We start from the raw sequence: 12,881 nt of genomic DNA on the forward strand, positions 1-12,881 counted from the left end.
AAACTATGCTCAAGAGCAAGCACTAGAAGTTAAAAACCCCCATGGCTGATGATTTTATTATGGTTCCTCCTACTACCACGGTGTACTGCCCTAAACGCGGCGAAGGCTGGACGTTAACAGGGATCACTGGCATTGAGGAGTTCGTCTCGGTGATGTTTGATGGTGTCCGCTACACCCTAAGCGCCAAAGAGGTGGTTGAAGAGTTGATCCCCAACCAGCAGCAACGCCAGCAACAAAGCGCGTAATTGCTTAACTGAAAACAAAAAAGCGCACTCTTAAGTGCGCTTTTTTTAGTTCCACAACAGCCGTTAGCTTTGTGTTGACAGTGCATGAATTCGCGCATCCAATGGCGGGTGTGAAGCAAATAGCTCACCAATAGAGCGCCCTGGTGCGATACCAAAGGCCATCATTGAGCCTTCCAGCTGTGACTCATGGTTGCCTTTTAAGCGCTCTAGTGCAGCACGCATTTTATGTGCGCCCACTAACTCGGCTGCGCCTCTGTCTGCGGCAAATTCACGTTTGCGGCTGAAGTAAGCAACGACCACGGAAGCGAGTATGCCAAATAACACCTGAAACACCATGTCGAATATAAAATAAGTCCAGCTTGGCCCACTTTGCTCCTCATCGCCATTGAGGAAATTATCAACGATACCAGCCAATATCTTAGCAAAGAAGATAACGAAGGTATTCACGACTCCTTGAATCAACGTCAATGTCACCATGTCGCCATTGGCCACATGAGAGACTTCATGAGCGAGTACCGCTTCGGCTTCTTCTTGGCTCATGTTGTGAAGCAAGCCACTGCTTACCGCGACTAACGCGTTGTTTTTCGATGGTCCAGTAGCAAAAGCATTGATTTCTGGGCTGTCGTAAATAGCGACCTCTGGCATGTTGATACCACGTTGACGCGCTTGCTCGGCAACCGTGTTTACCAGCCACTGCTCGGTACCGGAGCGCGGCTGCTCAATAACATATGCGCCAGTAGAGCGTTTAGCTATCCACTTAGACATCAACAATGAGATAAAGGAGCCACCAAAACCAAACACAGCGGCGATGATGAGGATCCCCCCCATACTGCGACTTGATATCCCCAGCACTGAGAATACGATAGATAACACCACACCTAGCACTAACATAACGGCAAGGTTGGTCAATAAAAAGAGCACAACACGTTTCATACTACATTTCTCCAACGGGTAAGATTATTCATTAGGGATCATCGAGTGATCCATAATGGATAGCGTCACCCTATCGACGCGTTATGCTCAATATATATAGGCAGATGTTTACGGTATCAAGTTATTTCGGCAAACGGATTTGTAAGCAACTGTAACCTTAACCTAACTCGAATAGCTCCATTAGAGCGCGGTGGATTTTTAGCTTTGGTGTGTGCCCGGTATAAGGGCTTTCTCCGAGATATGGGGCTGGCAGCCTTGCTTTCAAAGTGGCTAAATTGGCATCGTATTCCTGCATCTGTGGATCCACTTGGTTGGCTATCCACCCAGCGACGTGTACACCTTGATGCGCCAGCACTTCCATCGTTAACAATGCATGGTTGAGGCAACCGAGTTTCATACCCACCACTAAAATGACTGGCAGCTGCTCAGCAAGCACCCAATCACTTAACAGCTCCGTGTCATTAATGGGTAATAGCCAACCTCCGGCGCCTTCGGTAATGAGAATATCGGCACCGCAACTTTTAAACTCGTCGTATGCGCTGCGTAACTTGCTAACGCTAATATGTTCACCTTGCTGCGCAGCGGCAATATGAGGTGCAATCGGTGGCGCAAAAATAAACGGATTTACTTGCTCATAGAGCACATTGGTGTTGCCGCTTTCGATGAGTGTCAGTGCATCGGTATTGACCAGTCGGCCAAACGCCTCCTCAGCACCTGCGGCGATGGGCTTAAACCCGGCCGCCTTCTTTTTATGCTGTACAGCGAGTTTCAGTAGCAAGCTGGTAACATGGGTTTTACCTGCATCGGTATCGGTTGCGGTAACAAAAAATTGTTTCATTTAATGAGCTCCAAAAATGCGACGTTGTAGCTTAACTCCACGCCCGGCTGCGATCCCTGCAAATGCTTGAGAATCTGCATATACTGATTTTTCGATAAGTGACGGTGGCCATGCTCACAGCTATTGGCACCAATAGCCGATAAGCTTTTTAACGCCTGTTTAGCACTGTCAAAGCGATCAAGTAGCCTTGCTTGATGCTGCCATTGTACCTTAAACCCAGCCTGCTTTGCTGCTATGGTCAAATCGCCAACACGTATAAATTGGTTAATGGCTGGCACCCCTGCCGTGGCAAAAGCAGCTTTCACTTCCTCAAGGGAGCCTTCGCTCACCACAGCAATATATGCCCGCCCATTCGCCGTTAAAATACGGTGTAACTCGCAAAGTAAGGCAGCTAAATCAGCAGACCATTGCATCGCAAAGTTACTAAAGACGGTGTCTATCGCTGCACTGTGTATTGGTAGCGTGTCCATATCTGCGCACACCACATGATTGTCATCGCCACCTAAGGTTCGTGCACACTGTAGCATGGATTCTGATAAATCAAGGGACACTAACTGCTGTGCCCTGACACTGAGCGCATGGCTATTCACGCCGGGACCCGCGCCTAAGTCTAAACATACACCCAAATGTCTGGCGCCAATGTGGTCTAACAAAACTGTACTGCTCGCGGCTTGCACTCGCGCATGCTGCTGATAATTCGTTGCCGCTTTGGAGAATTGCCGCTGGGTAGTAAGTTTTAATGCCGCACTCATCGGCATTGCTCCAAGGCGCTGACTAAGGTGTCGATATCTTGCTCAGTATGAGCCGCCGTTAAGGTGATACGCAAACGCGCAGTATTGTGGGCCACAGTGGGCGGTCGTATGGCACTCAGCCATATGCCTTTTTCACGAAGTTGATTTTGCATCACCAACGCTGATTCACTATCGCAGACGATCAACGGCTGTATCGGTGTATCTGAGGGCATCAGTGCTAAATGAGCCGCCGCACATTGGCTTTTAAAGTAATCAATCAGTGCAGATAAATGTTGGCGCTCGGCGTCGGCCGCCAACAACTGCGTTAGTCGCTCGTCAATCACCTCACATTGCAAAGCGGACAGTGCCGTGGAATAGGTGTAATCGCGATTACTTTGCAGCAGCAAATCGATGACCTTGTTGCTAGCTAGTACGATAGCCCCGTTGGCAGCCAGCGCTTTACCAAAGGTGAGCACTAAAATATCAGGCTTAAGCACCGCAGCGCTGCCTTTGCCTCCACCGAGTACCCCAAACCCATGGGCATCATCAAGCATTAACCAGGCCCGGTGCTTCTCACACTGACTGCGTAGCTGTTCAAGCGGCGCGCAGTCTCCATCCATTGAGAACACGCCCTCGCTTACTACCAGTTTATGGTGAGCTTTGGATTTACCCAAGCGCGCATCCAGATGCGCCATATTATTGTGATTAAAGCGCTGCATCTGTGCGTTTGCCGCAAGGCCGCCATCGACTAAACTAGCATGATTCAGTTTGTCTTGCACAATCAAGCCTTCACGGGCTTGAGCAAACAAGGCTTTTAGCACACTGGCATTAGCACTAAAACCGCTGGCAAACAGCAGCGCTGACTCAAAGCCATAAAGTGCACAAAAACGTTGCTCCAGCTCTGCTTGCTCACGACTGTAACCAGTAACCAACGGCGAACTGTGCCCGCCACTGCGCCCTTTCAATGGCGGCAGCGGCCGATCGCCTAAGGCAAGATAGTCATTGGACGCAAAATTTAAATAGCGTCGACCATCCACGGCCAAGGTGCGCGCACAAATGTCATCGACTACCACGCGCTGGCGCAGTAAGTGCTGCTCTTTGGCACCCTCGAGCACATTATCAATGTATTCAAACGCCATTAGGGTGCTTCGTAAAACAGCTCAGAGGTTTTCTTATCAGCGATAGCTGAACTCAATGACGCTTCATAGGCCTCATCTGAGTAATCCTGAGCCTGCTCTGGGCGCATCCCCAGTTTGCGAATAAGGTTCATATCGGCATCGGCTTCAGGGTTATCGGTGGTCAGCAGTTTGTCACCATAGAAGATGGAATTTGCCCCGGCAAAGAAACACATGCTTTGCATCTGCTCATTCATTGCCGTGCGCCCTGCTGATAAACGCACGTAGCTTTTCGGCATCATGATACGCGCCACAGCAATGGTGCGAATGAATTCGAACTGGTCTAAATCATCGACGTTTTCTAAAGGCGTGCCCTTGACCTTAACCAGCATATTAATCGGCACACTTTCCGGTTGCTTAGGCAAGTTTGCCAGCTGGATCAATAGGCCATAGCGATCAGAAGCCTGCTCTCCCATGCCGATAATGCCACCGGAGCATACCTTCATGCCGGCATCACGCACATGATCCAGTGTGTCTAAACGGTCTTGGTAAGTGCGCGTGGTGATAATCTGCTCATAGTATTCAGGAGAAGTATCGAGGTTATGGTTATAGTAGTCTAACCCCGCCCCGCGCAGCTGCTTGGCTTTATCGTTATCGAGCTTGCCCAGTGTCATACAGGTTTCTAAACCCAGCTCTTTTACTTCTCGGACCATGCGCTCAATGTAGGGCATATCGCGGTCTTTAGGGTCTGACCATGCTGCGCCCATGCAAAAACGGGTCGCACCTTTTGACTTGGCTGCCCTTGCTTGCTCAACCACTTTTTCTACTTCCATCAAGCGTTCACGCTCGAGGTCGGTTTTATAGTGCCCTGACTGAGGGCAATATTTACAATCTTCTGGGCAGGCGCCGGTTTTAATCGATAATAAAGTCGAAATTTGCACTTCGTTGGGGTTAAAGTGTTGACGGTGAATGCTTGCCGCTTTGAACAGCAAATCATTAAATGGCATGTCAAAAAGGGCTTTAACTTGTTCGTGCGTCCAGTTATGACGGATTTCGGCCTGTTCCATAGAGTTCTCTTTATTATCGACGGTAGAATTTAATTTTGTATCAGTCTAAGAGTTGCCTTAGTATTGTCAACGCTGCAATGACATTTGAAGTTTACCTATGAGCAATAATTATACACATATCGACACTGAGTTTGATCGTGAGCACATTTGGCACCCCTACACATCAATGCTCAACCCTCTTCCCAATTACCCCGTTACCCATGCTGAGGGGACCCGCATTTATCTACAAAGTGGCGAAGCCTTAATTGATGGTATGGCATCATGGTGGAGTGCCCTGCACGGCTACAATCACCCCCAGTTAAATGAAACGCTGCAAAGCCAAAGCAACAATATGAGCCATGTTATGTTTGGCGGTATCACTCACGCGCCAGCAGTTGAACTGTGTAAAAAGTTAGTGGCGATGACCCCCAAAGCGCTCGACAAGGTGTTTCTTGCCGATGGCGGCTCAGTAAGTGTGGAAGTGGCGATAAAAATGGCAGTGCAATATTGGTATAGCCAAGGCCATAAACAAAAGCATAAACTTATGACCCCGCAAAAGGGCTATCACGGCGATACCTTTGCCGCTATGAGTGTGTGCGACCCGGTCAACTCAATGCACAGTATGTATCGCGGATTTTTACCCGAACAAATCTTTGTGCCGCCACCCCGTAGCCGTTTTCATGAACGCTTTGACGCAGAAGAGGCGCACACCCTAGAGCAGTACTTTGATAAACATCATCATGAAGTGGCGGCTTTTATCATTGAGCCGATTGTCCAAAATGCCGGCGGTATGAACTTTTATCATCCCGACTATTTAAAAACCGTGCGAAAGTTATGCGACCGCTATGAAATATTGCTTATTTGCGACGAAATTGCCACTGGCTTTGGCCGCACCGGTACCTTGTTCGCTGTTGAACATGCCGATATAACTCCAGACATTATGTGTGTGGGTAAAGCTCTTACCGGTGGCTATATGACCCTAGCCGCGACACTGACCACGAATCATGTAGCACGCGGTATTTGCGAAGGCGAAGCAGGCGTTTTGATGCACGGCCCCACCTTTATGGGCAACCCGCTGGCCTGCGCCGTGGCCAACAAAAGTCTCGAATTGTTGCTCGATAATAATTGGCAAGGGCAAATAAACGATATTCATCATTGGCTTGGTGCCTTAGAACGCTGCCGCGAATTAGCCGCCGTGGTTGATGTACGCCGCCTTGGCGCCATTGGTGTAGTTGAGCTCAATAGTGCTGTGGATGTCGCCAAGATACAGCAGTTCTTTGTCAGCCAAGGAGTATGGATCCGCCCCTTTGGTAAATTGATTTATCTTATGCCGCCTTTCGTTAGCAGCAAAAGCGACATTCAGCGCTTAGCCACAGCAATATACGATGCCATCGCTCAGGGTCACTACTAATGAGGTGGTGACTGTTGCCTCTTTGAGCTGGGAATCACCACAGTTTATAACCAGCTCAAAGAGTTAACTTACTTTTCACTGAACAATTAGTTTCACTGCGTAGCAATTTTATACCTGCTTGGGCGCGCCAAAGGCCGCTCTTTGCGTGTTACAGCGCAATTATATTCGCACTTAGGACTAGGAATTGGCTTGACCTTTTTGTTAGAGTACCAACCTTTTCAACTAGCAAGTGAAAATATATGCAGCAAACCGTTCAAATACAGCCAGCGGAAACCTTTGTCCCGCCTAGGTTTACCGTGTATCAACACCGTCAAATTGATAAAATTGAAGCCCTACACCAACTACCAGAGCATATGCGCTTTGAGATGAAGGTCGTGGCCAGTGTATTCCCATTCCGCGTAAATAACTTTGTAATTGAAGAATTGATTGATTGGGATAAAGTTCCCAATGATCCGGTATTCCAACTTACGTTCCCTCAGCGTGGTATGTTAGATGACGAGTCGTACGAGCAAATGGCTGCGCTGCATAGAACGGACCCAACCGCTGAACAGGTAATGGAACTGGCACAACAGATCCGTAACAAGCTGAACCCGCACCCTGCCGGGCAAATGGAAAAGAATGTGCCCGAGCTCGATGGTGAGCGCGTTGAAGGCATTCAACACAAATACAAAGAAACCGTGTTATTCTTTCCAGCACAAGGACAATATTGTCACTCTTACTGTACTTTCTGCTTCCGCTGGGCGCAGTTTGTTGGTAAAGCGACACGATTCAATAACAACGATGCGGACTTACTGCATAACTATCTGCGTGAGCACAAAGAGGTTACCGATCTACTCGTAACCGGCGGCGACCCAATGGTGATGCGTACCGTTAAACTTCGTGGCTATCTTGAAAAGCTTAAAGATCCCGAATTTGACCATATTCGCACCATCCGTATCGGCACCAAGTCACTGACCTTCTGGCCATTCCGTTATTTAACCGATCCCGATGCGCAAGACTTACTGGCCTTGATTAAAGAGCTTGTGGATGCGGGTAAGCACGTTTCTATTATGGCTCACATAAACCATAAGCAAGAGCTGCGCACCGCCGCTACACGTGAAGCGATTGCCCTATTGCGTAAAACTGGCGCGCAAATCCGTACTCAAGCACCACTCCTTAATAACATTAATACCGACCCTAATATGTGGGCGGAAATGTGGAAAGAGCAAACGCAGCTAGGGATGATCCCGTACTACATGTTTATTGAACGTGATACCGGGGCCAAGCGGTACTTTGAATTACCCCTGTATAAAACCTGGGAAACCTTCCGCGAGGCTTATAAACAGGTATCCGGCGTCAGTCGCACCGTGCGCGGCCCATCTATGAGTGCAGGTCCAGGTAAAGTGGAAGTATCTGGTGTCAGCGAGATTGCCGGTGAAAAGGTCTTCGTACTGCGCTTTATTCAAGCTCGCAACCCAGATTGGGTGCAGCGTCCTTTCTTTGCCAAGTATGACGAAAACGCCACGTGGCTTAATGACTTAAAGCCGGCATTTGGCGAAGAAAAGTTCTTCTGGGAAGACGAATACAACGCCATGTAATAAAAAAACCGCCCTTGAGGCGGTTTTTTATCAATATCCATCTAATGGTCATAATCATCATTGGGCGCTTTGCCCAAAAGCCAGTAGGTTATCCCCAGCGCTAAAGTTGTGGCGGCGATACCTATCAGGTAAAGCGGGGTGAGGGTATCAAAATCAAGGATGATCACTTTACGAGCGATAGCCATCAAAGCAGTCGCGACGACAAGCTTGACAGGAAACACGTTGCTGCCTAGATACATCCTAATGTTGATAAATATTTCCACCGCTATCAACACAGCCATAAAGCCACCAAAGGTATAAAAGATGTCATTGACATCTAGTAAAAAGTAAGGTGGCTGCATTAATCGCTCGTAGATAATGTACATAACATCACCCACCCCCCAGAGTATAACTGCCACCATACACAGGGCTAAAACACAAATAGCAAAGCGAATCACTTTGTGTAGCATGCGAAAAAACGCATCGGGATGATCAACGGGAAGTTCTTGGTGGAGCTCATGCGCTAGTTTAGGTTTTTGGGTGTCATGCTCTACTTGCTTGTTACTCATGAATGCTCCTTGATATGGTCAATTACCACTCAAATTGATAGGCCATTTTCGCTATCGTCCGCAGCGCTACTTTGTGGGTGTTGCGCTGAGCATATAGGTGTTGCATTGCTTTGTCTTTTACCTCGCCAACGATCACCTCTTTGACTTGATAACCGAGCGCATGCGCGGCTTCAATGTAGGCGATAAATTCCCACTTTTTGATATTGGTGTTATCAACAATCACTAACGGAATGCCCTCCGCGAGCGCTTTAATATAACGGGCTAAATTAAGATTGTGATATTCAGGTAACTTGTGCTTATCAAATTGATAGTGGCCATCTTGCACGAAGAAATCGTCGGTACTGCAAATAAAGTATTGGCTAGCATCGCCGGCAACGAGGTCGTCGGCAAGGCTCTGCGCATAGTGGGTTTTACCACTACCTGGCAAGCCGCGTAGGATAAAAGCTTGTTTCATTAACTACTCACTGCGTTTTAACTTAAGATTGCAAGGGTAAAGCTGACACACAAAAACGCTAAAGCAATAAGCGAAAGTGCAGCCAGATGCATCATTTTATTTATATTTCTTGCCCTTATAATGCCACAAACGCAGCAAAGACCACACAGCATTAGCATGATTAAGGCACTATTTTTCGGTTTTAAGAGCCAATGCTCGCGAATGGGCACGTCGAAATAACGTAATATGCCGTAATCTACATCAGGGCGAGCGTAGTGAATCAATACTAATACCACAACAAAAAGCACCCAGCCTACACCTGCACACCAAGCGACTAATCGAAAAGGGCCCGGTTTATCTCCCCTCAACATGCTAAAGCGTCTCGATAATAAGTTATATATGATTAGTTTAGGTGATATTTTCTACGCTTTTACGTATTTCTGCCCTGATTGAGGCAATTGGCAGTTTTTTTCTCCCTAAATCACGGTTAAGATAGGCCTCTTAACTTTCATCATAATACTGCTGCTGCCAAGGTGCAGCACAGTGGGCAATAGTAATCATTGGAGTGAAAATGAGCCATACAGCAATCGCCGAGCTATTAAAAGGCGCCGTTGCCGTGGACACCCAGGTCAACATTAAAGGTTGGGTGCGCACACGTCGCGATTCTAAAGCAGGTATTTCGTTTCTAGCCGTTCATGACGGTTCGAGTTTTGATCCTATCCAAGCTGTAGTGCCTAATTCGCTCAATAATTATGATGAAGTAACGCGTTTAACGGCCGGCTGCTCGGTAAGCGTAACCGGTAAGCTCGTAGCGTCAGCCGGTAAAGGTCAGGCCTTTGAAATTCAAGCGGACAGCGTTGAAGTAATTGGCTGGGTAGAAAACCCTGACACTTACCCTATGGCAGCAAAGCGCCATAGTATTGAGTACTTACGTGAGCACGCCCACCTGCGTCCACGCACCAACGTGATTGGCGCTGTTACCCGTGTTCGTAACTGCTTATCGCAGGCTATCCACCGCTTTTTCCATGAGCGTGGCTACATGTGGATCAGCACTCCCATCATTACCGCCAGTGACTGCGAAGGTGCTGGTGAAATGTTCCGAGTGTCGACATTGGATATGCAGAACCTACCACGCACTGATAAGGGCGATATTGACTACAGCGAAGACTTTTTCGGTAAAGAAGCATTTTTAACGGTATCAGGCCAGCTCAACGGTGAAACCTATGCCAGCGCAATGTCAAAGATCTACACCTTTGGCCCAACCTTCCGTGCTGAAAACTCTAACACTTCGCGCCACCTTGCAGAGTTCTGGATGGTCGAGCCGGAAGTGGCTTTTGCCGATTTGAACGACATCGCCAAACTTGCCGAGGACATGCTCAAGTATGTATTCGCAGCGGTATTGGAAGAGCGTCGTGATGACATGGAATTCTTCGCACAACGTATCGAGAAGACAGCCATTAGTCGTCTTGAAGAATTCGTCAGCAAGGACTTTGCGCAGGTTGATTACACCGACGCTATCGAGATTCTTAAGGCGTGCGGTAAGCAGTTTGAATACGCTGTTGAGTGGGGCGTGGATTTACAGTCTGAACATGAGCGTTATCTGGCTGAAGAGCACTTCAAAGCGCCTGTAGTTATCAAAAACTACCCGCGCGATATCAAAGCCTTCTACATGCGCCAGAACGAAGACGGCAAGACGGTGGCAGCGATGGATGTCGTTGCCCCAGGCATTGGCGAGATCATCGGTGGCTCTCAGCGTGAAGAACGTTTAGATGTGCTTGATGCTCGTTTAGAGGAAATGGGCTTAAACAAAGAAGACTATAGCTGGTATCGCGACTTACGCCGCTACGGCACGGTGCCTCACTCAGGCTTTGGTTTAGGTTTTGAACGTTTAGTCGCTTACGTGACCGGTATGGGCAATGTCCGTGACGTGATTGCCTTCCCACGCACTAAAGGCAGCGCTACTTACTAATAACGGCGCACGCTATAGACATCAAAAACCCGCTCACGTAGCGGGTTTTTATTTGCGCCTAAGCTCTTGAAACAACATTACCTACAAAAAAGCCCACAACACAAAAACAGTCGCGGGCTTTTTGTAAACTAGTTGCGCTTTAAAGCTTGGCTTCTAACTCAGGTAGAACATCGAATAAATCAGCCACTAACCCATAGTCAGCCACTTGGAAAATCGGTGCTTCTGGGTCTTTGTTGATAGCTACAATAACCTTTGAGTCTTTCATACCTGCCAAATGCTGGATGGCACCACTGATACCCACGGCTATGTACAAATCAGGAGCGACAATTTTGCCGGTTTGCCCTACTTGCATATCGTTCGGCACAAAGCCCGCGTCTACCGCAGCGCGTGATGCGCCAATAGCCGCACCGAGCTTATCGGCAATACCTTCTAACAGTTTGAAGTTTTCACCATTTTGCATACCTCGGCCGCCGGAAATAACCACATCAGCAGCGGTTAATTCAGGGCGTTCAGACTCAGTTTGCTCTTTAGAGACAAACTCACTGTTCGTTGAGGCCATGCTATTGTCAATCTTTTCGATGCTAGCACTGCCGTCGCTGCTCACTGCATCAAAGGCACTGGCACGCACAGTAATAACGTGCACAGACTCAAGTGACTTCACCGTCGCAATGGCGTTACCAGCATAAATCGGGCGTTTGAACGTATCAGCGTCGATAACATCAATAATGTCCGATACTTGCGCTTTATCTAATAGCGCTGCAACCCGTGGCATAATGTTTTTGCCGGTGGTCGTCGCACTGGCAAATAGATGGCTGTAATCACCCGCTAGGCTCACAATTAAATCAGCGGTGTTTTCAGCTAGTTGGTGTGCATAGTCACTGCTATCAGCAACCAACACACGGCTTACACCGCTGAGCTTACTAGCCTGTTCAGCCGCGTCATTCAGGTTCTCACCAACCAGCAACACGTCAATATCAGCGCCTACTTTGTGCGCCGCGCTTAATGTCTTCGCGGTTTCAGGCTTTAGTTCACCGTACTCGTGCTCAGCTACCACTAATGCTTTCATGACACCACCTTTGCTTCATTTCTTAACTTGTTCACTAAGGTTTCAACGTCTTCAACGATTTCACCACCTTGACGCTGAGCGGGCTCTTCCACGCTCACTAACTGCATTCGCGCAGCAAGGTCGACGCCCATATCCGCAGCGCTTTTCACATCTAAAGGTTTGCGTTTTGCTTTCATAATGTTAGGCAATGATGCATAACGGGGCTCGTTGAGACGCAAATCAGTCGTGACAATCGCAGGAAGCGTGAGCGCTACAGTTTGTAAGCCACCATCAACCTCGCGCGTCACGTTCACTTTGCCATCGTTAATATCCACTTTTGAGGCAAATGTGCCCTGCCCCCATCCGCGCAGCGCAGCCAGCATTTGCCCAGTCTGGTTATTGTCCGAATCGATACTTTGCTTCCCTAAGATAACCAGATCGGGTTGCTGCTCATCAATTAATTTGTCGAGTAGTTTTGCCACATGCAGTGAGTCTAGCTTCTCATCACTTTCTATATGAATAGCGCTATCTGCACCCAGTGCCAGTGCAGTGCGCAACTGCTCTTGCGATGACTTATCACCAATAGTCACAGCAACCACTTCCGTTGCCTTACCTGATTCTTTTAGGCGAATAGCTTCTTCTATGGCGATTTCGCAAAATGGGTTCATCGCCATTTTCACATTCGCCAAATCGACATCGCTGTTATCTGCCTTTACGCGTACTTTGACGTTGTAGTCGATGACACGTTTGATGGGCACTAATACTTTCATATTTGCTCCTGTTGACACGCGAGTGGACGTTTTAAAGTGGCTATAACCTGCGCGGTTACTACTGACACGCCCACATCTGACGTTAACGTAAACTTATTTATTTGATGAAATCAGACTACTTCCTGTTGACGTAAACGTCAACCTAAAATAACCTTGGACAATAACCTTTTGTGTAACGATTAATTTGCATTTCGTAACACCTTATACCGTCATATAAAGC

Annotated in this window: 13 protein-coding genes; 4 read left to right on the forward strand and 9 right to left on the reverse strand. The window is 48.0% G+C overall.

The features are described from left to right. Positions 1-41: 41 nt before the first annotated feature. Positions 42-245 carry a hypothetical protein gene (locus MHM95_RS01700; RefSeq protein ID WP_022946585.1) on the forward strand — a complete coding sequence of 68 codons (204 nt, stop codon included), beginning with the start codon at positions 42-44 and terminating at the stop codon, positions 243-245. A 63-nt stretch (positions 246-308) separates the two neighbouring features. Here the strand turns inward: MHM95_RS01700 and htpX are convergent, their stop codons facing one another. The 5 genes from htpX to bioB form a co-directional block, all read right to left on the reverse strand. Then, a complete protein-coding gene (gene htpX, locus MHM95_RS01705; RefSeq protein ID WP_239384029.1) occupies positions 309-1,178 on the reverse strand; it encodes a protease HtpX in 870 nt (289 codons plus the stop codon). Between the two features lie 157 nt (positions 1,179-1,335). Beyond that, complete coding sequence (bioD, locus tag MHM95_RS01710) at positions 1,336-2,016, reverse strand: dethiobiotin synthase (protein WP_239384030.1); 681 nt, start codon at positions 2,014-2,016, stop codon at positions 1,336-1,338. Beyond that, a complete protein-coding gene (locus MHM95_RS01715; RefSeq protein ID WP_239384031.1) occupies positions 2,013-2,768 on the reverse strand; it encodes a methyltransferase domain-containing protein in 756 nt (251 codons plus the stop codon). Before MHM95_RS01715 ends, bioD begins: the two co-directional genes overlap by 4 nt. Continuing rightward, complete coding sequence (locus MHM95_RS01720) at positions 2,765-3,886, reverse strand: 8-amino-7-oxononanoate synthase (protein ID WP_239384032.1); 1,122 nt, start codon at positions 3,884-3,886, stop codon at positions 2,765-2,767. The genes MHM95_RS01715 and MHM95_RS01720 overlap by 4 nt, the downstream gene beginning before the upstream one ends. Continuing rightward, on the reverse strand, positions 3,886-4,929 hold the full coding sequence (gene bioB, locus MHM95_RS01725; RefSeq protein ID WP_053910476.1) for a biotin synthase BioB: 1,044 nt from the start codon (positions 4,927-4,929) through the stop codon (positions 3,886-3,888). Before bioB ends, MHM95_RS01720 begins: the two co-directional genes overlap by 1 nt. Positions 4,930-5,026: 97 nt before the next feature. Between bioB and bioA the strand changes: the two genes are divergently transcribed. Together bioA and MHM95_RS01735 are read left to right on the forward strand one after the other, a co-directional pair. Further along, complete coding sequence (bioA, locus tag MHM95_RS01730; protein ID WP_239384033.1) at positions 5,027-6,319, forward strand: adenosylmethionine--8-amino-7-oxononanoate transaminase; 1,293 nt, start codon at positions 5,027-5,029, stop codon at positions 6,317-6,319. A 239-nt stretch (positions 6,320-6,558) separates the two neighbouring features. Then, the gene (locus MHM95_RS01735; protein ID WP_022946578.1) at positions 6,559-7,896 is read left to right on the forward strand and encodes a lysine 2,3-aminomutase; all 1,338 of its coding nucleotides are present in this window, start codon (positions 6,559-6,561) and stop codon (positions 7,894-7,896) included. Between the two features lie 41 nt (positions 7,897-7,937). On the opposite strand, the gene MHM95_RS01740 is transcribed toward MHM95_RS01735, so the two are convergent. Together MHM95_RS01740 and MHM95_RS01745 are read right to left on the reverse strand one after the other, a co-directional pair. After that, a complete protein-coding gene (locus tag MHM95_RS01740) occupies positions 7,938-8,444 on the reverse strand; it encodes a phosphate-starvation-inducible PsiE family protein (RefSeq protein ID WP_045978320.1) in 507 nt (168 codons plus the stop codon). 22 nt (positions 8,445-8,466) lie between these two features. Beyond that, positions 8,467-8,898: an ATP-binding protein gene (locus MHM95_RS01745; RefSeq protein WP_022946577.1), complete on the reverse strand. Its 432-nt coding sequence runs from the start codon at positions 8,896-8,898 to the stop codon at positions 8,467-8,469. A 550-nt stretch (positions 8,899-9,448) separates the two neighbouring features. On the opposite strand from MHM95_RS01745, the gene asnS reads away from it, so the two are divergent. Further along, positions 9,449-10,846, forward strand: a complete 1,398-nt coding sequence (gene asnS / locus MHM95_RS01750; RefSeq protein ID WP_151172680.1) for an asparagine--tRNA ligase — start codon at positions 9,449-9,451, stop codon at positions 10,844-10,846. 139 nt (positions 10,847-10,985) lie between these two features. On the opposite strand, the gene MHM95_RS01755 is transcribed toward asnS, so the two are convergent. Together MHM95_RS01755 and MHM95_RS01760 are read right to left on the reverse strand one after the other, a co-directional pair. Beyond that, positions 10,986-11,912, reverse strand: coding sequence for an FAD-binding protein (locus MHM95_RS01755; RefSeq protein ID WP_045978322.1), 927 nt, complete (start codon positions 11,910-11,912; stop codon positions 10,986-10,988). After that, the gene (locus MHM95_RS01760) at positions 11,909-12,661 is read right to left on the reverse strand and encodes an electron transfer flavoprotein subunit beta/FixA family protein (RefSeq protein WP_239384034.1); all 753 of its coding nucleotides are present in this window, start codon (positions 12,659-12,661) and stop codon (positions 11,909-11,911) included. Before MHM95_RS01760 ends, MHM95_RS01755 begins: the two co-directional genes overlap by 4 nt. Positions 12,662-12,881 lie beyond the last annotated feature (220 nt).

Origin of the sequence: Pseudoalteromonas sp. CnMc7-15 (genome assembly GCF_022347925.1) — a bacterium.
GTDB classification, from domain to species: Bacteria; Pseudomonadota; Gammaproteobacteria; order Enterobacterales; family Alteromonadaceae; genus Pseudoalteromonas; species Pseudoalteromonas ruthenica.